Origin of the sequence: Acinetobacter bereziniae LMG 1003 = CIP 70.12 (assembly GCF_000368925.1) — a bacterium.
In the GTDB taxonomy this organism is placed as follows: Bacteria; Pseudomonadota; Gammaproteobacteria; order Pseudomonadales; family Moraxellaceae; genus Acinetobacter; species Acinetobacter bereziniae.
The window spans coordinates 191,993-210,572 of record NZ_KB849754.1; the positions used below are offsets into that span (position 1 = coordinate 191,993).

Consider the following 18,580-nt stretch of genomic DNA (forward strand, 5'->3'; position numbering starts at 1 on the left):
TCTCTAATAATTCTAAGTTGTTGAAAGTTCATAATTTGGATATAGAATATAAAAATAAGAGCAAATATATAAATAAATGCTCTTTTAGATGATCAATGATTAACGCATTGTGACGAATTCTTCAGCAGAAGTCGGATGAATTGCTAAAGTGTTATCGAAGTCTTTTTTAGTTGCTCCCATTTTTAAAGCAACAGCAAAGCCTTGCAGAATTTCATCCATACCGTATCCAATACCATGAATTCCGACCACTTTCTCATCAGTTCCTACACAAATTAATTTCATTTTTGTGAGTTGTCGATGTTCTGTTATCGCTGTATACATGGATGTAAAGGAAGAACTATAAATTTTGATGGCATCTTTACCAAATTTTTCTATGGCTTGATCTTCGGTTAATCCAACTGTTCCAATAGGTGGGTGACTAAACACCACAGTCGGAATATTTTCATAATCTAAATGTTCATTTGGCTTATTGTTAAATAAACGTTCAGACAGTCTTCGACCCGCTGCCACAGCAACAGGTGTTAACTCGACTTTACCTGTAATATCACCCACTGCATAAATGCCAGACTGTGTTGTATTTTGATATGCATCAACATGAATAAAGCGATTCTCGTTCAATTGAACTTGAGTCTTATTAAGATTGATCGCTTCAGTTGCAGGTTTTCTACCAATTGCCCAAATCAAGCAATCTACACTATGTTCTGTACCATCTTCTAGGTGTAATACAAGTGAGTTATCTTGAACTTTAGTCACTTTGTTAATCTGACTATGAGTATGCACGTTAATATTTTCACTGCGCATATTCTCTAATAGTGTTTTACCAAGGAAATGATCTAATCCACGCAAAGGCTGATGTTTACGAATAAATAATTGTACATTCGAACCCAATGCATTAAGAACACCTGCCAATTCCACAGCAATATAGCCAGAACCAACAATAGCAGTCCGCTTCGGTAAGTGTTCTAATCCGAAGAAACCATTGGAATCAATACCATATTCAGCACCTTCAATTTCAGGTTTGAATGCTTGAGTCCCCGTAGCAATTAAAATATGGTCAGCTGTGTACGTTTCACCATTTACTTCAATTGTTTGAGCATCTAAAAATTTTGCAAAACCTCGAATGACATCAACATTATTTTTAGCTAGTCCTGTGTCATACGATGTATGTATTCGGCTGATATAGGCTTGTCTGTTTTCAACTAATTTCTTCCAGTTAAAGGATTTCAATTCTGTATTAAAGCCATAGTCAGGACCATATTTATGAATCGCATCGGCAATTTGAGCTGAATACCACATCACTTTTTTAGGAACACATCCTACGTTGACACAGGTTCCACCAATATCACCCATTTCTATCAGTGCACATTTCTTACCATACATGGCAGCACGATTGACTGATGCAATACCGCCACTGCCTCCGCCAATCGCAATATAATCATAGTGTTTAGACATAAATGAAATTCCTGTTTTTTAGATTTAAAAAGTTAATGATATACGCTGAATTATCAGGAGACTTTCCCTTGGGAGATTCTAGGCAGCCAACTTATAAAAGTCTTCGGCCATTTGATTTGGTGTCTTAAAACCCAAACCCTTTTGAATTCTTCGATGATTATAAAATAATTCAATGTATTTTATAATATCTGCTTTGGCTTCTTCTCTGGTTTGATAGTTGTAATGATGCACTAACTCATTTTTCAGTATTCCCCAAAAGCTTTCAATCGGTGCATTATCGTAACAGTCTCCGCGCTTGCTCATTGAACCTTGAAAACCATATTGCTCAAGTATATTTCGATATTCATGGCTGCAATATTGACTTCCTCTGTCTGAATGCACAATCAGTTCTTTGGTTGGTTTTTGATTGTGAATAGCCATATTTAGCGCATTACAAACAAGCTGTGTTGTCATGCGCTCATTTAAGCTATAGCCAACCACTTGCTTCGTGTAAAGGTCTTTTACCGCTGCTAAATACAGCCATCCTTCAACAATCCATATGTACGTAATATCACTTGACCATGCTTGATTTGGTCTAGTCATTGAGAATTGTTGCTCCAGCAGGTTTTCATAGATCGCTCGATTATGGTCACTATTCGTAGTCCTTTTAAAACGCTTGTGTCGCTTACAATACAGGTGGTTCAGCGCTTTTATCTGACGTACAGCGTACATACTCATTTTTATGCCCTGAGCTTGTAAGTATTTGGTTAATCGAATATAACCATAGCTCTGCCTTGTCTCCTCATGGGCTATTTTCACCAATATCGTCTGTTGATTTCGTTGAATCGTTCTTTTGCTCACGCCTCTCTTGAGCCAATCATAAAAACATGAAACTGAAACATGAAGTAATCGAGCCATTAAGGTAATTGGAAAAGAATATCTTTTTTGTTTCATATAGGCGTACCTTACTGACTTTCTTTGGCAAAGTACGCTGCTGCCTTTTTAAAAATTCACGTTCCATTTCAGCTATTTTGAGCTGTTGTTTGAGTTTTTTATTTTCTTCGAGTAGAGCGTTTAGATCAGGTGAATACTGTTTTCTACCTGCTAAAGTTCCAGCCTTTGCTTTGGTATTCCAATTTGAAAGAGTTTGCATTGAAATGCTAAGTTGTCTAGCTGTTTCCGAGACATTGCCTTGATTGGCTTCAATTAATTTGATGGCTTCAGCTTTAAATTCTGTGGTGTAAGTCTTGTGTTTCTTGCTCATGGTAAACTCCTGATGAGTGTGTTTAGTTTACCAAGTTAAAACCTCCTGTTTTTTCAGCACACATCAACCTGAGCTTCGCCGAATGGTCGAGCGTGTTCGGCGACGCCAAGATGACCACCGCCCTGCTGGATCGGCTGACCCACCACTGCCACATCGTCGAAACCGGTAACGAGTCCTATCGCCTGCAACACAGTAGCTTGGCGGCCCAGGCCAAGATCAAATCACGGGAGCGAAAGCGTAAGGGCGGCCAGGAACCGGAGGACGATGAGCCGTTCTGATTTCATGGCGACGACGGCCTGCTACATGGCTGCGTGTGGCAGGTCTTAAACAACTGAACTGGGCTAGCGAAGGAGTGGGGGCAACAGCAGCTGCGCTGGTAGACTTATCCACAGTTGCTGGTAACAAAATCAGCAATCCGCCCTGGGTCAAATTTCAATCGGCAGGGTGGGTCAATTTTCCATCAGCGCCAACACACTAAGCAACCATCAGAAAATTTTGACTGTACGCCAAAAAATTCGCATCTACCAGCATCTAAACAGGCGTTGTTGATTATCATAAAACACTGACACTGTATTATATAATCGTGCTTTTGTGTTATTTTTTTAATATTTACTGATTACGTACTTGCTTAACCACTCAGTTGCGCTAGAATTAATAGACGCGAAATTTAAATCTCTAATTTTCCAACACTTAGTAAAACCTCGTTTGCCATCCCACTACCATTGTAGGAGCAAATCAGGAGACATAAAAAATTAGCGGTAGCGTGCCTGGCCCTCTAGATAAGTATTGGAGACTGTAATGAAGTTTGAAAAGTCACAGACAGCAATCGACCACCTGACTCCCGAGCAACACCGAATTACCCAGGAGGCGGGCACCGAAAGGCCCTTCACGGGCGAGTACAACGACAACAAGGAGCCTGGCATCTACGTCGACATAGTGTCGGGAGAGCCACTGTTCGCTTCGACGGACAAGTTCGATTCGGGTACTGGCTGGCCCAGCTTCACCAAGCCGATCGTTTCGGCAAACGTGAACGAGGTGCGGGACAGCGCACACGGCATGGTCCGGACGGAGGTCAGGTCAGTACACGCAGACAGTCATCTCGGCCATGTGTTCCCCGATGGTCCTTCCGACCGCGGCGGTCTGCGGTACTGCATCAACTCAGCGTCCCTTCGCTTCATCCCGCGCGACGAGATGGAGTCCGAGGGATACGGTGAATATCTCGATCAAGTAGAGGAGGCTTAACATGCATCAGCGCGCTGTTCTCGCAGGAGGATGTTTCTGGGGCATGCAGGATCTGATCCGCAAGCGGCCCGGCATCATCTCGACCCGTGTGGGTTACACGGGCGGCGATATTCCGAACGCCACGTATCGTAATCACGGCACGCATGCCGAGGGGATCGAGATTGTCTTCGACCCGACAGTGACGAGCTACCGGAACATCCTGGAATTCTTCTTCCAGATCCACGATCCGACGACGCTGAACCGCCAGGGCAATGATCGTGGGCTCTCCTACCGGTCGGGCATCTATTATGTCGACGAGGAGCAGAAGCGCGTCGCCGAGGATACGATCGCCGATGTGGATGCCTCGGGGCTGTGGGATGGCAAAGTGGTGACCGAGGTCCAGCCGGTCGGCGAGTTCTGGGAGGCCGAGCCCGATCACCAGGATTATCTGGAGAAGCGCCCGGGCGGCTACACCTGCCACTTCGTCCGTCCCGGCTGGGTGCTTCCGAAGCGCCAAAAGGTTGACGACGTACAGCCAGCGGCCGGGACCGCGGCGGAATAGGCTTCACTGCCGTTGCCACTGCGCCGGTCCGGTCCGCAATCTTCGTGACCGCGTCGTTCAGCGACGCGGTCATCGAACCCTACTTCAGAGTGACGGCTCGTTCCAGTCAGTCGCCATCGCAACACCAGGATCGCAGATTTATGCCAGACCTCTCGTCCTTTCCGATCACGCAGCGCTGGCCGGCATCTCATCCCGATCGCCTGCAACTCTACGCAGCCCCTACGCCCAATGGCGTCAAGGTCTCGATCATGCTTGAGGAGACTGGCCTGGCGTACGAGCCCCACCTGATCGACATCTCGAACAACGAGTCGAAGGATCCGGCGTTCGTGTCGCTGAACCCGAACGGACGCATACCGGCGATCATCGATCCGGCTGGCCCTGACGGTAGACCCATCGCCTTATGGGAATCCGGTGCGATCCTCCTCTATCTGGCCGACAAGACGGGTCAGTTCATCTCCACCGAACCAGGCCAGCGTTACGAGACCCTAGCGTGGGTGTTCTTTCAGATGTCGGCCATCGGGCCGATGTTCGGACAGCTAGGCTTTTTCCTGCGATTTGCCGGCAAGGACTATGAGGACAAGCGACCTCGGCAGCGCTTTGTTGATGAATCCAGGCGTCTTCTCGGGGTCCTGGATCACCGGCTGGAGGGCCGCGAATGGATTGTCGATGATTACTCGATCGCGGACATTGCGACGTTTGGCTGGGTGAATGCGCTGGTCGAATTCTACGCAGCGGGCGACATCCTCGGCCTAAGCAGCTATTCGAACGTGCAGGCATGGCTCGAACGCGGGCTGGCGCGACCGGCTGTACAGCGTGGCCTGCGAATTCCTGCGAGGCCTGCATGACCATTATCGCCGCATATTATTACAACGAAGGTAAGCGAGTCCGTGAAATCAGGCTCGATGAGCACGTCGAACTAAACGAGAATCGCTCGGGCTTCTGCTGGATCGCGCTTAGCGAGCCCACCGCAGACGAACTCAGCGCGATCCAGACGACGTATAACCTCCATCCTTTGGCGATCGACAACGCCATGCACCCGCTGTGCCCGCCCAAGCTCGAGGTCTACAACGATGAGTTGTACGTCGTCGCCCAGACCGCCGAGCTGGTCGGCGACCGGATCAGCTACGGCAAGATGGCGATCTTCACCGGTCACAATCACCTTATCACCGTGCGGCACGGCAATGCCGGAGCGCTGGGCAAACTTCGGGAGCAACTCGAGGCATCGCCGACGCAGTTCGGCAAGGGTGTCGACTATGTGCTGCACGCGATCTTGCACCGAGTGGTCGACCAGTATCTGCCCATCTTCGAAATGATCGAGGACGACGTCCTGGCGATGGAGCGACGGTCGCTGCACGATTTCCTCGGGCCAGAAGAGGTGGCGCGAATCTTCGAACTAAGGTCCGAACTCACGCGGTTCCAGCGCACGCTCGGGGCTATGGCCGAGCTGGTGCGAAAGCTCGTTCGCGGCCACTTTCCCTGCATCAGCGCCGAAATGACACCATATTTCCACGACGTCGCGGACCATGTCCACCGCGTGCAGTCCATGGTCGAAGGCCTCCTGCTTGTCCTGTCCACGGTCTTCGAGGCCAGCAGCCTTCTGGAAGCGCAAAGGATCGGTGTGGTCACTCGCCAGCTCGCGGCCTGGGCGGCGATCTTGACGGTCCCGACGGCGATCGCCGGAATATATGGCATGAACTTCAAGCACATGCCGGAACTGGACACGCCATATGGCTACTTCGTCGTGCTCGGAGTGATAGCGGTGTTCTGCCTTCTCCTGTTCATGCGCTTCAAGAAGGCCAAGTGGCTATGAGTAACGCACTTCGCGAGCTTCTCCGTCCGCCGAGTCACAGCGCGCTTTGTGCGCGAGCGTGTCCAATCCAGTTCAAGATGAAGGTGCTTCCATGACCTCCCAGGTGACCGACGTTCTAGAAGCAGTCCAGTCATTCATCGCCAACGGCTATGACCGCGAATACCGCGTCAAGGACGGCAATCTCGTCGATCTCGAACTAGGGTCAACCCTCGATGCATGCAGCATTCGCGTCGATGCGGCGTTGCGCCTCGAGAGCGGGGACGACGGCGAAGATGCCTCCAACATCTACGCGATCACCGATCCGGCGACAGAGCATAAAGGCCTGTTGATCGACGTGTTCGATGAAATCTGCTACCGCGACCCAGTTCAAGAGTCGGGACCTCAATGTAGAAGAAGTTGACTAACGAGCATTCGCGTCATCCGATCAAGCAAGCTGGAGACATTTATGAAAGCCATTGGTTACAAGGTTCCGGGACCCATCGCCGCGGATGCCGCGCTGGTCGACATCAATCTGCCTCGGCCTGTCGCTGCAGGATACGATATCCTGGTTGAGGTGAAGGCTGTCTCGGTCAACCCGGTCGACTACAAGGTCCGCAACAGCACGCCGCCGGCAGATGGCGATTGGAAGGTGCTGGGATGGGATGCCGCCGGGATTGTGCGCGAGGTCGGCCCCGACGTCACGCAGTTCGAGTTAGGCGACGAGGTCTATTATGCCGGATCGATCACACGGCCCGGTACCAATGCGGAGTTCCATCTCGTCGACGCCCGGATTGTCGGTCACAAACCTGCGTCGCTCTCCTGGGCGGAAGCGGCGGCGCTGCCGCTGACGACGTTGACGGCCTGGGAGGCGATGTTCGACCGCCTGGACGTGGCGAAGCCCGTACCCGGTGCGGCGGAGGCGATCCTCATCATCGGTGGCGCGGGCGGGGTTGGGTCGATCGCCGTCCAGATCGCGCGACAGCGCACGGACCTCACCGTCATCGCCACAGCCTCTCGACCGGAAACCCAAGAGTGGGTAAGAGGGCTTGGAGCTCACCACGTCATCGACCATTCTCGTCCGCTCGCGCCACAGATCGCCGAACTCGGCATCGGTGCTCCCGCTTTCGTCTTTTCGACCACACATACCGAGCAACATGTCGCCGACATCGCCGAACTGATCGCCCCACAAGGACGGTTCGGACTGATCGACGATCCCAAGGCATTCGATATCATGGTTTTCAAGCGCAAGGCGGTGTCGATCCACCACGAGCTGATGTTCACGCGGTCGATCTACGGCACGCCCGACATGAATGAGCAGGGCGAGATTCTGGATGCGATGGCAGCGCTGGTTGACGACGGCAAAATCCGCACGACGCTGACCCGGCGACTGTCGCCGATCAATGCCGCCAATCTGAAGACGGTGCATGCACTGATCGAAAGTGGCGCGGCTAAAGGCAAGATCGTCCTCGAAGGCTTCTAACGACCGCGATCGCCAAACATCTTGTCCAACCTCAAAAAGCCGAACGGGTTATGCCCCAGCGATGAGAATCCCATGACCAAATCTATTGCCACCGCCTCGATCAACCGCGAAACCGCAGTCGCCCTCATCGACGCGGCGCTCGCTGCGGCCCGTGCCATCGGCATCCCGGCTGCCGTCGCCGTCGTCGACGCCACCGGTAACCTGCGCGCGTTCGAGCGCACCGACGATGCGCCGTTCCTTACCGTCGATGTTGCCATCGACAAGGCCTGGAGTTCCGCCTCGTTTGGGTTCCCGACCCATGTCTGGAACGACTATGTGACCAACGATCCAAAAGTGGCGCCGCTAGCCTATCGCCCTCGGATGGTCGCTGTCGGCGGCGGTTATCCGATTCTGGAGGATGGGAAGTTGATCGGCGGCATAGGCATCTCCGGAGGCAACTATCAGCAGGATCAGGATGCGTGCGTCGAGGCACTCATGAAAATCGGGTTCCAGTTGCCAGCCTGACGACTGTGAGGCCATCACCGGTGGTAATGGCCAACAGATCCAACCTTTGAGAGGCCTAATGATGGAAGCGTTCGTCGTCTTTACGCGGGAAGAAACCAGCGACCCACATGCACTCGCAACCTATTCTGCAGGCGTCGGACCATCGTTCGATGGTCACGACGTTACCTTTCTCGCCGCTTATGGCGCGATCCAGCATTTGGAGGGGCCGCCCATCGAAGGGGCCGTAATCTTGCGTTTCCCGACGATGCAGGCCGCTCGCGACTGGTATGACAGTCCCGCCTACCAAACCATCGCTGCTCAACGCTTTGCCGGTTCCCGTTACCGCGCCTTTATCATTGAAGGGCGGCGGTGACATACCGACAGAAGCACTTCGGCGCTGACCACGAGGTATCGGCGTGTGAACTCGCATCTTGGGAATCTGTGGGGGGGACCAAGACAGCGGCGCTAGGGGCTCATATCGTCGATCGGATCAGAGAGTTGCTCGGCGAGAATGGGTTATCTATTGCCGAGCTGACGGAGCGGAGCCGCCCTCTCCCAACGGATTGATTCAATCGTTGACGCTCCTCCTATCCGGATCCGGGTTTTCGCACGCTGATCAACAGAGTTACAGCGCGCAACGCCTGTAGTGGGCATCAGGGGATGGGTGGCAATCAGGATGATTGCCCACCTTCCAACGATTAACCTTGCTCAAGTTGCTTCACTAGTCGCTCCGCGTCGAGATGGAAGTCCGAGAAAACAATGCTACCGCCAGCGTCGATAACCGTAAACCACGGAGTTCCTCGTGTGCGGTAGTCTTCCATGAAGGTTGGAAACGGCGAGCCGGTCGGTTGCTCGTCGTGACCGAAAACGATAGGAAGCTCATACTTGAGCTGGTTCACGCGCAACTTCTCGAAGGTATTCTCATGCGTTCCTTCGAAGACGGTCTGGATCACTGCGAACCCCACGTCTTTTGAGCTCAACGCTGCATGCAACTTTTGTAGCGTCGGAAACCCATGCAAATGGCAACCTTGGCACCAATGCTGGAAGGCAAACAAGATTTTCGGGCCGGGCCCGATATCTGACAGTTTGAACGGCGCGATACTTTCCCCATCTTTGCCAATCCATTTTTGCACCCGCAGCTCAGGCGCTTGTCGTTCGATCTCGTTCATCTGATCCTCCAACCCCGATACAGAAGCTTAGTGGATGATCGCGCGTCGCGACGGTGCGCGAACGTCCGACCTTATTTTCCCTATTTCCTGAAGCCAGAATAGATCAGATCGACATTTCGTCCTTAATATACTCAAGCTGCCGGCGAGCGCGAACTGGGCAACCATGCGCTGGTGAGCCTTGAGCTTTGCACGCTGCCCATCCGTTTGAGAGCGAACCTGCAACTTCCGCTCCGCATACCGCAGATCAGCGTACGCAGCCTTGGGGTTATCTACCCTATAGCCATTGGGTATTGGGAATCATGCTGGCCTGACGCTATGTTCGATACGCGATTTTTTACGATGATAGAGCATCTGTATCTGATTTTTAGTCGATTGGCTTATTCGGCGGATGTGCGGGCAAATGCTTTACGCAGAGTACTGAAATGAAGGCCGGCTTCGGTCTGCCGTATCGAGCAAGAGGGGTCACTATGGTCACCAGAGGTTTCACCGGTCGCGGTTCAGGCGACCAGTCCGATCGGATTCCGCCAGGTCAGCATCTGGTGGAGGATTTCCCTGTTCTGTCGGCCGGCCCTACGCCGAGGGTAGAGCCCTCCGACTGGAAATTCACAGTCAAAATTGGTCCGAAGCCCGTCAAAACGTGGAATTGGGGCGAATTCAACACTCTACCAAAGACCCAGGTGACAAAGGATATTCACTGCGTCACCTCTTGGTCCAAACTGGATACCGTTTGGGAGGGTGTACTCATTGAAGACATCCTTGCAGATGCAGAGCTTGATCGGCCTACCGATTTCGTCTTGGCGCACTGCTACGATAATTATTCGACAAACGTCCCTCTGACGGATCTGCTTTCCGGGAAAGCGATGGTCGCCCTCAGTTATGCGGGCAAGCCACTTTCCCGCGATCATGGGGGGCCGGCGCGTCTTCTAGTGCCGCACCTTTACTTCTGGAAATCCGCCAAATGGGTGAATGCGCTGCAATTCACGACGCGTGACGAGGCCGGCTTTTGGGAGCTGCACGGCTATCACATCTACGGCGATCCGTGGCGCGAACAACGATACACCCATGACTGAAAACGAAGCGCAAGTCCGTTCGTGGCAATCATGCGTGATCGACGACATCATCCAGCAAACACCGAGTATCAAGAGCTTCTTCCTTCGGTTGAGCAAGCCGTTCGCGCACACCGCAGGTCAGCACGTCGATATCCGGCTGACCGCGCCCGACGGCTACAGTGCAATGCGCAGCTACTCGATCGCGTCATCGGCAGTTTCGACCCCGATCGTCGAGATAGCTATCGAGCGCATGCCGGATGCCGAAGTTTCGCCGTTTTTTCACGACATCGCGGCGATTGGTGACGAAATCGAAGTTCGCGGTCCGCTCGGTGGCCATTTCCTTTGGCCTGAGCCTGCCATAGATCCGGTTCTGTTGATCGGGGGAGGCTCCGGCCTCGTGCCGTTGATGGCAATGATCCGGCAGCGCCGCGCATTGGCCCAAGCCGTTCCGACAGCGTTGCTCCTGTCCGCACGAACCGCCGAGGACGTTCTCTTCTCAGAAGAACTTCATTGCATCGAAATCAGCGATCCGGCGTTCGTCCTGGCGCTCGCGATTACGCGCGAGAAACCGGTTCGCGCATCGGACTTTGCGCGACGGATCGACGGCATGATGGTCCAAGAAATTCTAACCAGGCTTCAGGGAAAGCCGACGCAAGTGTTCGTCTGCGGGTCTAACGGATTCGTCAACATCGCAACCGATAGCGCGCTGCTGGCGGGCTTGGACGCCTCCATCATCAAGACGGAGCGCTACGGGGGCTAGCGGCGCGAGCTATCTCACGTCGCGCCGATCGTAGACGTGCGCCCTGGGAAGCTTTGGCGATCAACGTGAACCGTTTTGCCGAACACAGTCTTCGTACCCCCCGGCCTCTAGAACGCCTTCGCTCGCGATACCTGGCTCGACATCAAGCTCAATTTGAAAGTTCCTGCACTATCCGTCGTCCTGATATGCTCGACCAGCATGATGGGCGATTCGAGCGGGACCGCTTCCGTCCCAATCGAGGCTCGGTTACCTTAGAGCATCGGCTCGGCGCTACAGGAGGCGCGTGCGGCCTCTGCCTGGCGGTGAAAGCACTTTGGGCCATGTCGCCTGGATAGCGGCCAATCGTCAGCATCTGCTCCGATGTCGGCCAAGGTGCAGTCGCCATCTTTGAACGCCGCGAATTGGAGATCAACGCCATGACAGCGATCCGCGTGCAACTGCCGGAGATGCAATATGACAACTGATGTATTGCTGTACACCACGAATTGGTGCCCGTTCTGCCGCCGAGCGAAGGCGCTCCTCAAGGAAAAGGGCGTGCGATGGAAGGAGCTCGATATTGAGGCGGATCCGGCTCACCGGCAGGCCATGGCGGAAGCGTCGGGGCGAAGCTCCGTGCCGCAGATCTTCATCAATGGCACCCTTATCGGTGGCTCCGATGAGCTATTCGCGCTCGATGTCAGAGGCGAGCTCGACAAACTTCTCGGGCGCAACCCGCCTGCCACCTGAGGAGGTGCGGCTTGGGGCAGCCAGCCCGCGAGCCTTCGCCGGTTGATGAATACAAAAGGAGAGTCCGTTGGTCTCAGCCATCTGGAAAGACACTACTATCGCCACAAGCGACGAAACAGTCATCGTCGAGGGAAATCACTACTTCCCACCGTCAGGAGTCGACCTGAGCCTGCTTGAGATGAGCCCGCACACATCTGTCTGTCCGATCAAAGGCGCCGCGCGCTTCTTTCATGTTCGCGCGGGTGACGCGCTCAACGTGAACGCCGCTTGGACCTATCCCGCCCCCACTCCGGATGCCGAGGGTATCCGGGATTACATCGCTTTCTGGAAAGGCGTGGACGTTGCCTAGCAGACTGGACGGACGACTTCGCTGATAGCCATGCGGGCGCCGACATCTCAATTATCCTGCCCACCCCGGGCCTCGTCGGCTGCAGGAATCTGCCCGGCACCTTAGCGCGACCCGGCACTGGCGGTCTCGCACCCGCCGCGCCTCTGTTCTATCAATAAGGATGGATGACATGGAGCATTCCGAGTTCGATGCCGCTTTCGCGAAGCTTGCGGAGGGATACAGAGAAGGGACTTATGAAGGCCGGCGTTTCAGCTTGATCGTCCGGCGATCTGGGGACGGACGTCGCAACAGTCTGTTCGCCAGGGAGTTGGACGGGACTGACATTGTCAGCTTCAACCTCTTCCGCGTTACATCAGATAGGACATTGTTGAAGCCGTGCGAAATGTCCGCCGAAAAGGTCGTAGCGTTCGTGCTGGAGTTCCGACCGGACACCTGACGGGCAGAAGAAGATCCCGGCCAACCGGCGCGCCTGCGACGGCCGGCTATCTAAGGCTGCGCAAGCCTATAGCCGCAGCTCATTGCACTTCGTCTGGCGAGGAATTCAACATCGATACGTCGCCATCCGCGGGGATATCGGTACAGGCGCCCGTGTAAGCCAGATTGAGAAATCCTAAGCGATGACTAACACCAATGACGCCACCCTTCCGACACATTCTATTCTTGAGGAATGCACAGCGATGGCTGTCGTCAACGCTCTGAAGATTATTCTGAAGAACAGCTACGCGATCTACCTTAAGACAAAAAATGCCACTCGGGCGCATCCCGCCCCTACTTCAGGGACTTTCACTTGCTTCTCGCTCTGTCACTCACAGCATCGGCACGCCCATGACGCATGGTATCCAGGCCTCATAATTTTCCCATATAACCTTCTTGTCTTTTGCGCACCCAGAAAGACTCGAGGCTTTAACTGGACAGATGAGCCCTCGAGGGTAGTGTTCACCTGATTGGCTTTCTCATATCTGATGTTGATTCGCACAGTGTGCCAACCAGGTGATAGTTTCAAAAAACCTGCGCTTCAGAGCGAATTAGACGATCTTCGATAAGAGCGATCCGCCTCAAAATCCAAAACATCTAACATTGTCCTAGAGCCATATTTGTACCTAGTACTATGGCGCTCCCATTAACACATTTGATGATGCACAGAAAACTTAGCTCATGATAGCTTTCAGCTAACAGCTATTCGGAAGCCCGAAAGGATTCAACCGTTTAAGCGTGAACCGTCGATTATAAATACTTTCGTAAGTTAGCTTTAAAGGACGCTTTTAGTCCTTGTAAATACGCATTACGACTCCACAGCTACCAAATCCATACGGCGCCAGCAACCATTAAAACACCCGACACTACTAAAACAATAGTAGAGGCGCGATTGCTGCCTTTCAAAGTATGACCAACACCCACATCCATAACTAGGTGTCGAATTCCGGCTACGAGATGATAAATAAATGAAGAGTATACCAACCAGAAACTAACTTTGCCGAAAGGTGAAGAAAAAATCTCCTTGACTTCATTAAAACCCTTTTCTGACTCCAACGATTTGCTCAGCATATACAGTATCAGTCCCAGAAAAATAAAGAGCATAATTCCTGAAATCCGGTGCAGAATCGATGTAAGCGCCGTGAGAGGAAGCTGAATGGTTCGAATATCAAGATTAACCGGCCGCTTTTTATTCATTTTGACTCCAGTCAACAATTCTAGTGGGGGATTTCAGTTTTCGATCTCATTCATCATAGCAGCTGTAACAAAAATAAAGAAGCATGGACGACTCTCAATGAGTTTATTTCGCTATGGTTTAGACTATGTTCAAATGGCGATTCAGCGTTTAATTGGTTTTGGGAAAAAAGAAGAGTTTAAGGAAATTTTGGCAATTTTAAGAAGGCAGAATCCTGATAGGATAAGGGTTCTGTGAAATTTGTCGTGTACAGAGTTTTTTCATTTAACAATATCCTCATTACAGATTTTTATAGCATTGGTATTTGTTCGATCAGTTGAGAACATAACTGAATGTTGTTTTTTCATAAGCATATCGACATCATCATTTATGAGTAGAGGTAATAAGGAATTTTAAAGGTTGAGCCATATTCCACTACACCAAGTTTTAAGCGTTGTGCTTATTTAATTTAATTATAGTGAAAAAGTTAGCTTATAAATTTTAAAAAAAAATTAATGACCATGGTTTTTATTAAAATATCTATATAGACAATTAAGCTAATTAGGTGGGCAATTATGAATATGTTGGTAAATATAAAAAGAGAAGTGCAAGCATCTGAATTAGACTTTATTGAAGTCGAAAAGCTAATTTTGCAATGCGAAAAAGCAAAATCGTCAATAAAGGTTATTTATGAAAGCATCAAAGATATTGAACTTGATGCTTACCAGATTGTGAGTGCAATCACCCGAAAATCATATTCATCATCATTCAATACTGAAGAATCTGCTTTAAAACAAATATCGTCATGCTTCTGGAGGAAGTTAACTGAGATCATCAATCTTAGAAACTTTATATCTGAAAAAGAATATGATGCGTTGTCAGATAAAATTGCTCGTCATGAAATTGAAGATTTCACGATGGATAACGTGAATGTATTTTTAGAATCTATCTGGTCTACGCGCCACATGGCATATGCTCGTAAAGTTGATTCATTGTTTTGCCAATTATCAAGCAAATACAAAACCAATCTTGGTGCTGGTATTAACCCGTGCGTGATCATTCATCACAATAGCTACCATTCTTATTGCAGACGAGATAATTTAGTGGAAGAAGTACGCTTTATAGCAAGGCAGTTATTTGGCAAGCCTTTAGACCACACTAGATTAGATAAACTCAGGTTAGATCGTGGTATCTGGCATAGCATTGATGATAATTTATTACGCATTAAGATCTACGAAAACGGTAACTGTCATATCTTGTTTAATCAATGCGTAGTTGATCGCATTAACCAGGTATTAAACCTGTTATATCCGAATCAAATTGGCATAGATCCAAATGTAAAACACAAACGCCGTGCGTATGATGAACCCATTTTATAAAGCTCATTAAAAAACCCTCAATTGTTATTGTGGTTTTTTTTTAGATATATACGGTACTAATTTTGCGATCGTGCCACTGGTGAACATACACTGACCATATCACTATGGATACTTGGGATAAATCATATCCCTTAAAGGCAGATTTAAATTTAGACTCCATTTTTCGGAGCTGCATTCTCTTATCACGAGATGGCTCTAATTCAATATCCCCAATGAATTGAGAATTGCAATAAGATCTTGTTCAGGTGTATCAGCAAGCACCGTCACGTTATAGCCACCGCTAAACTGGTGTAATTCAGCACAGTGCTCAACATCAGACGCCGTGAGTACCAATTCAACATCAAAATATTGAATCACTTTAAGCACCTGGTACTTTGCTTTAAAGAATCCGTTGTTTTCAGCTAACTTCATCGCTTCAGCAATGGTGATGTTTTCAAGCACAAGACGGTCTTGAGCTGGTTCATCTTCATATGTTTTAAAACTTAACAATTTAATTAAACTTAATTAATTAACTAATTGCTCGTTAAATTATTCTTAATGCATTACGGCGATACGGCTAATAGAAAAATCATATTAGTACGCAAGCGATGTTTTTTAATTGATTAAAAAAGATTGAAAATCTTATTTTTCGAGAAAAGTTTGCCAGGTTGTGTTTTCCCATAAAATGAAACTATCAAAAGCAGAAAGCTTAAAACTTGGAGTGAACAGCATGTCAAATTTAAACGCTCAATCAGTACAGTTACAAGGCACTTTATACATCGGTTTCCCTAAAACTTTTAGCGGTGCTCACATGGAAACATTGTTTGATGAAATCTCAGATTACATCGACAACAACTGTGATTTAACCCTTGCGGATCTTCAAGCGGATAGTGACTATGCTCAACTTCAATTTCAACAGCACATGCCGACATTGGCTGATAAAACAAATTTCTTCTTCATGGACGTTGAAATCTACGTTGCAACATTAAAAGAAAACTTTGGTCATACATCAGTACTCGACCAAGTTACCTCAGTAAATATCTTTGGCAAAAACCTTGAAGACATTTGCACGTTAATGGCTCAAAACGGCTACGCATACGACCGTATAGAAGATTGTTGGTCACGCGAACTTTCTTAATTCAATTCACCCATACGCACGGATAACGTGCGTATGCCACTGAATCACATTTGAGGATATAAACCATGCAAAACCTAATTACAGCGCATTGCGAGCTAACCATCAAACATGATGAAAAACAGCAAAAAAATGTCGGGCCTGTTGTTGTGACGTTTGGGGCGATCTTTACTGCTGAGTCGGTGAATGAACTGTTTTGCGCTATATGCCAAGACGGAATCAGATTTAAAGCAATCTATAACCCCGACAATATGTATTTTTTACGCCATGAGCTAAGCCCAATTGCTGATTTGTCAGTTAAGACAGACCAAGACGGCAACATTATTGTCAGTGTGATTGCATCCACTAGCCCATATTTTGAGATCAAAGTACTAAAAAATGGTTTTACCAACTCAGACACCTTAAATAGTTCTGCGATTCGCACGTTGGTTCGCAACCATCAAAGCCCATTCCAAGAGCAAATTTCTGACTACTTTGAAACAGACCAAATTTTTAAAACCATGCAAGCAATTTTTGCACACACGTATTTAAGCCGATAAGGAACTTCACCATGACGACCGCTACTGCTACCGCTGAAAAGACCGTGTTCAAACGTGAAACGTTGGAGCTGAAGAACATCCATGTTTACACCCAAAACGACCGCATTAACCAAAAGAGTCGCGTTGGCGACCGTGCATACGACAATGGATTAGTGAAAGACATCCTGTTCAGCCCTATGCTTTGGGCTACCCCTGAATTTTCATCTAGCTATGTTACTCAGATTCAAATTAAAGGCACACGCATTTATGATTCACTTTGCAGTTATACTGGCGTTCGCACCTATTTTTATAAGTTGTCAGACAGTGAGTTTGGGTGCATGTATCAAAAACGTCCGTACCCACAAAACGACTTTCTCTTAATTTTTGCAAACTTAACGCAAATGTTTAACGATGCAGTTTGTTACTTTGGAAACAACAGTAATAAAAACGCTTTTAAAAGTCTAGATTTTGACATCGAATGCGGTGTTTCACGGTTCAATTTACAGCAACGCTTATTAGAGTTTTATAAGAAGTCTAAACGCCAATTGACCATCAGTGAAACAACAAGCGGGATGCTTGGTGACTCGAATCTTCGCTATAACATCTTTGTTCGCAACCAACCAAAATTGGACAAACACGGCAAGCCGTTAAAATGCACCAAAAAACTCATTAAGCTGTACAAAGAGCGTGGCACAGTTGCGATCTATGGCGGTGACTGCATTTCACCACTCAAGCTCGTTAAACACCAACAAATCAAGCTAGAGAGCGAAAATGGCAAGTTTTCATATACGACTGACTTCATCACGTTGTACTCAGTAGAACAAGACATGTACACCTTATATATTCCCTATTCAGTACTTAATGAAAGCTACGGAACAACTAATAAATTTTATGGTTTGCATCTCACCCAAGAAGAAGCAGAAAAAACCATCCCGAAATTATTAGAACGTACTCAAAAGTATTTAAACCATAAAAAAGGATAATACCCTTGCGTTGATCAGCTAATTGATCAACTGCTGGCTTTATAAACGCAAACGATGTTTTTTTAATTGATTAAAATAATCCAAAACTTAATTTTGATAATTCAGCACCCATAATTCTACTAATGCATTTCCATCAAGCCTTAATTCAAACCATATTAAATTAACAATGAATTAACACCACTACGGCGTTATTTCTTAAATGTGGTATATGGCTTTACCCACCCCCTACTCGTCTATGGCTAATTGTTCCAGTGTCAGTCAAAAAATGAAATATAATTCATTCTCAAAAATGAGAATCTGTTCACAAATGGGAACGCGAAGCAGCCTTAATTTTAAAAATACCAGTTCATCTAGACTAAATTTGTGATGTGGGTATAGGATTTTAGACCACGCATATAAGTGATAATCTACTCCCCAATAAGCATGGCAAATGCTTGTTTTTGGAGTCAACCATGACACGAAGAAAACGTCGTAATCATTCAGCAGAGTTTAAAGTTAAAGTTGCTCTCGCAGCAATTAAAGGCGACCACACACTCGCTGAACTTTCTACTCAATTCGATTTACATCAAAACCAAATCATCGATTGGAAAAATCAACTGCTTGAGCAATCAGTCAATATTTTTTCACGACCAACAGCACAACAAGAACCAGAGAT

Annotated in this window: 22 protein-coding genes and 2 pseudogenes; 19 read left to right on the forward strand and 5 right to left on the reverse strand. The window is 48.7% G+C overall.

Annotated elements, in window-relative coordinates:
* Positions 1–99 precede the first annotated feature (99 nt).
* Together gorA and F938_RS01035 are read right to left on the reverse strand one after the other, a co-directional pair.
* Entirely contained in the window at positions 100–1,452 is a 1,353-nt protein-coding gene (gene gorA / locus F938_RS01030; protein ID WP_002122354.1) for a glutathione-disulfide reductase, read from the reverse strand.
* Between the two features lie 78 nt (positions 1,453–1,530).
* Positions 1,531–2,695, reverse strand: a protein-coding gene (locus F938_RS01035; protein ID WP_100250459.1) for an IS3-like element ISAba22 family transposase whose coding sequence is annotated in 2 segments (ribosomal slippage) — positions 1,531–2,434 and positions 2,433–2,695 — 1,167 coding nt in all. Because the reading frame shifts where the segments join, the coding sequence is not laid out codon by codon here.
* A 65-nt stretch (positions 2,696–2,760) separates the two neighbouring features.
* Here F938_RS01035 and istB point away from each other — a divergent pair.
* The 9 genes and pseudogenes from istB to F938_RS01080 all read left to right on the forward strand — a co-directional run.
* Positions 2,761–2,973: pseudogene (istB, locus tag F938_RS23565) on the forward strand (IS21-like element ISPst3 family helper ATPase IstB); the annotation flags it as partial.
* A 520-nt stretch (positions 2,974–3,493) separates the two neighbouring features.
* A complete protein-coding gene (msrB, locus tag F938_RS01045; RefSeq protein ID WP_003464965.1) occupies positions 3,494–3,937 on the forward strand; it encodes a peptide-methionine (R)-S-oxide reductase MsrB in 444 nt (147 codons plus the stop codon).
* A gap of 1 nt (position 3,938) precedes the next feature.
* Positions 3,939–4,478, forward strand: a complete 540-nt coding sequence (msrA, locus tag F938_RS01050; RefSeq protein ID WP_003464967.1) for a peptide-methionine (S)-S-oxide reductase MsrA — start codon at positions 3,939–3,941, stop codon at positions 4,476–4,478.
* Between the two features lie 140 nt (positions 4,479–4,618).
* A complete protein-coding gene (locus F938_RS01055) occupies positions 4,619–5,323 on the forward strand; it encodes a glutathione S-transferase N-terminal domain-containing protein (RefSeq protein ID WP_005006007.1) in 705 nt (234 codons plus the stop codon).
* Positions 5,320–6,288 carry a magnesium and cobalt transport protein CorA gene (locus F938_RS01060; protein ID WP_005028595.1) on the forward strand — a complete coding sequence of 323 codons (969 nt, stop codon included), beginning with the start codon at positions 5,320–5,322 and terminating at the stop codon, positions 6,286–6,288. Before F938_RS01055 ends, F938_RS01060 begins: the two co-directional genes overlap by 4 nt.
* A gap of 91 nt (positions 6,289–6,379) precedes the next feature.
* Positions 6,380–6,688 (forward strand): hypothetical protein, encoded by a 309-nt coding sequence (locus F938_RS01065; RefSeq protein ID WP_005006003.1) that lies wholly within the window; start codon positions 6,380–6,382, stop codon positions 6,686–6,688.
* 45 nt (positions 6,689–6,733) lie between these two features.
* Positions 6,734–7,747, forward strand: a complete 1,014-nt coding sequence (locus F938_RS01070; RefSeq protein WP_002118279.1) for a zinc-binding alcohol dehydrogenase family protein — start codon at positions 6,734–6,736, stop codon at positions 7,745–7,747.
* Between the two features lie 72 nt (positions 7,748–7,819).
* Positions 7,820–8,251 carry a GlcG/HbpS family heme-binding protein gene (locus F938_RS01075; RefSeq protein ID WP_005006001.1) on the forward strand — a complete coding sequence of 144 codons (432 nt, stop codon included), beginning with the start codon at positions 7,820–7,822 and terminating at the stop codon, positions 8,249–8,251.
* A 58-nt stretch (positions 8,252–8,309) separates the two neighbouring features.
* Positions 8,310–8,603, forward strand: coding sequence for a DUF1330 domain-containing protein (locus tag F938_RS01080; RefSeq protein WP_010591688.1), 294 nt, complete (start codon positions 8,310–8,312; stop codon positions 8,601–8,603).
* A gap of 325 nt (positions 8,604–8,928) precedes the next feature.
* Here the strand turns inward: F938_RS01080 and F938_RS01090 are convergent, their stop codons facing one another.
* The gene (locus F938_RS01090; RefSeq protein ID WP_003464979.1) at positions 8,929–9,399 is read right to left on the reverse strand and encodes a TlpA family protein disulfide reductase; all 471 of its coding nucleotides are present in this window, start codon (positions 9,397–9,399) and stop codon (positions 8,929–8,931) included.
* A 467-nt stretch (positions 9,400–9,866) separates the two neighbouring features.
* On the opposite strand from F938_RS01090, the gene F938_RS01095 reads away from it, so the two are divergent.
* The 4 genes from F938_RS01095 (at position 9,867) to F938_RS01110 (ending at position 12,283) form a co-directional block, all read left to right on the forward strand.
* Positions 9,867–10,469 carry a sulfite oxidase-like oxidoreductase gene (locus F938_RS01095; RefSeq protein ID WP_003464980.1) on the forward strand — a complete coding sequence of 201 codons (603 nt, stop codon included), beginning with the start codon at positions 9,867–9,869 and terminating at the stop codon, positions 10,467–10,469.
* Positions 10,462–11,208, forward strand: coding sequence for a ferredoxin reductase (locus F938_RS01100; protein ID WP_002118292.1), 747 nt, complete (start codon positions 10,462–10,464; stop codon positions 11,206–11,208). Before F938_RS01095 ends, F938_RS01100 begins: the two co-directional genes overlap by 8 nt.
* Positions 11,209–11,661: 453 nt before the next feature.
* On the forward strand, positions 11,662–11,934 hold the full coding sequence (grxC, locus tag F938_RS01105) for a glutaredoxin 3 (RefSeq protein WP_005005995.1): 273 nt from the start codon (positions 11,662–11,664) through the stop codon (positions 11,932–11,934).
* A 67-nt stretch (positions 11,935–12,001) separates the two neighbouring features.
* A complete protein-coding gene (locus tag F938_RS01110; protein WP_003464986.1) occupies positions 12,002–12,283 on the forward strand; it encodes a DUF427 domain-containing protein in 282 nt (93 codons plus the stop codon).
* Positions 12,284–13,579: 1,296 nt separating this feature from the next.
* On the opposite strand, the gene sdhC is transcribed toward F938_RS01110, so the two are convergent.
* Positions 13,580–13,954, reverse strand: a complete 375-nt coding sequence (gene sdhC, locus F938_RS01125; protein WP_005005993.1) for a succinate dehydrogenase, cytochrome b556 subunit — start codon at positions 13,952–13,954, stop codon at positions 13,580–13,582.
* A 70-nt stretch (positions 13,955–14,024) separates the two neighbouring features.
* On the opposite strand from sdhC, the pseudogene F938_RS01130 reads away from it, so the two are divergent.
* Positions 14,025–14,189, forward strand: a pseudogene (locus F938_RS01130) (IS4-like element ISAba33 family transposase); the annotation flags it as partial.
* Between the two features lie 317 nt (positions 14,190–14,506).
* On the forward strand, positions 14,507–15,310 hold the full coding sequence (locus tag F938_RS01135) for a DUF4942 domain-containing protein (RefSeq protein ID WP_005005990.1): 804 nt from the start codon (positions 14,507–14,509) through the stop codon (positions 15,308–15,310).
* A gap of 195 nt (positions 15,311–15,505) precedes the next feature.
* Here F938_RS01135 and F938_RS01140 read toward each other — a convergent pair whose 3' ends face one another.
* The gene (locus F938_RS01140) at positions 15,506–15,799 is read right to left on the reverse strand and encodes a hypothetical protein (RefSeq protein ID WP_005028596.1); all 294 of its coding nucleotides are present in this window, start codon (positions 15,797–15,799) and stop codon (positions 15,506–15,508) included.
* Positions 15,800–16,019: 220 nt separating this feature from the next.
* Here F938_RS01140 and F938_RS01145 point away from each other — a divergent pair, with 220 nt between their 5' ends.
* The 4 genes from F938_RS01145 to F938_RS01160 form a co-directional block, all read left to right on the forward strand.
* The gene (locus tag F938_RS01145; protein ID WP_005005986.1) at positions 16,020–16,427 is read left to right on the forward strand and encodes a hypothetical protein; all 408 of its coding nucleotides are present in this window, start codon (positions 16,020–16,022) and stop codon (positions 16,425–16,427) included.
* Positions 16,428–16,492: 65 nt separating this feature from the next.
* Complete coding sequence (locus F938_RS01150; protein WP_005005983.1) at positions 16,493–16,963, forward strand: hypothetical protein; 471 nt, start codon at positions 16,493–16,495, stop codon at positions 16,961–16,963.
* 11 nt (positions 16,964–16,974) lie between these two features.
* The gene (locus F938_RS01155; protein WP_005005981.1) at positions 16,975–17,925 is read left to right on the forward strand and encodes a hypothetical protein; all 951 of its coding nucleotides are present in this window, start codon (positions 16,975–16,977) and stop codon (positions 17,923–17,925) included.
* Positions 17,926–18,377: 452 nt separating this feature from the next.
* Positions 18,378–18,580, forward strand: a 203-nt coding sequence (locus tag F938_RS01160) for an IS3 family transposase (protein ID WP_005028597.1), incomplete at its 3' end; no start/stop codon positions are given.

Excerpts from the sequence above, each read along its gene's own strand:
- gorA (WP_002122354.1), bottom strand. The coding sequence starts at position 1,452 with ATGTCTAAACACTATGATTATATTGCGATTGGCGGAGGCAGTGGCGGT.
- msrB (WP_003464965.1), top strand. The coding sequence starts at position 3,494 with ATGAAGTTTGAAAAGTCACAGACAGCAATCGACCACCTGACTCCCGAG.
- msrA (WP_003464967.1), top strand. The coding sequence starts at position 3,939 with ATGCATCAGCGCGCTGTTCTCGCAGGAGGATGTTTCTGGGGCATGCAG.
- F938_RS01055 (WP_005006007.1), top strand. The coding sequence starts at position 4,619 with ATGCCAGACCTCTCGTCCTTTCCGATCACGCAGCGCTGGCCGGCATCT.
- F938_RS01060 (WP_005028595.1), top strand. The coding sequence starts at position 5,320 with ATGACCATTATCGCCGCATATTATTACAACGAAGGTAAGCGAGTCCGT.
- F938_RS01065 (WP_005006003.1), top strand. The coding sequence starts at position 6,380 with ATGACCTCCCAGGTGACCGACGTTCTAGAAGCAGTCCAGTCATTCATC.
- F938_RS01070 (WP_002118279.1), top strand. The coding sequence starts at position 6,734 with ATGAAAGCCATTGGTTACAAGGTTCCGGGACCCATCGCCGCGGATGCC.
- F938_RS01075 (WP_005006001.1), top strand. The coding sequence starts at position 7,820 with ATGACCAAATCTATTGCCACCGCCTCGATCAACCGCGAAACCGCAGTC.
- F938_RS01080 (WP_010591688.1), top strand. The coding sequence starts at position 8,310 with ATGATGGAAGCGTTCGTCGTCTTTACGCGGGAAGAAACCAGCGACCCA.
- F938_RS01090 (WP_003464979.1), bottom strand. The coding sequence starts at position 9,399 with ATGAACGAGATCGAACGACAAGCGCCTGAGCTGCGGGTGCAAAAATGG.
- F938_RS01095 (WP_003464980.1), top strand. The coding sequence starts at position 9,867 with ATGGTCACCAGAGGTTTCACCGGTCGCGGTTCAGGCGACCAGTCCGAT.
- F938_RS01100 (WP_002118292.1), top strand. The coding sequence starts at position 10,462 with ATGACTGAAAACGAAGCGCAAGTCCGTTCGTGGCAATCATGCGTGATC.
- grxC (WP_005005995.1), top strand. The coding sequence starts at position 11,662 with ATGACAACTGATGTATTGCTGTACACCACGAATTGGTGCCCGTTCTGC.
- sdhC (WP_005005993.1), bottom strand. The coding sequence starts at position 13,954 with ATGAATAAAAAGCGGCCGGTTAATCTTGATATTCGAACCATTCAGCTT.
- F938_RS01135 (WP_005005990.1), top strand. The coding sequence starts at position 14,507 with ATGAATATGTTGGTAAATATAAAAAGAGAAGTGCAAGCATCTGAATTA.
- F938_RS01145 (WP_005005986.1), top strand. The coding sequence starts at position 16,020 with ATGTCAAATTTAAACGCTCAATCAGTACAGTTACAAGGCACTTTATAC.
- F938_RS01150 (WP_005005983.1), top strand. The coding sequence starts at position 16,493 with ATGCAAAACCTAATTACAGCGCATTGCGAGCTAACCATCAAACATGAT.
- F938_RS01155 (WP_005005981.1), top strand. The coding sequence starts at position 16,975 with ATGACGACCGCTACTGCTACCGCTGAAAAGACCGTGTTCAAACGTGAA.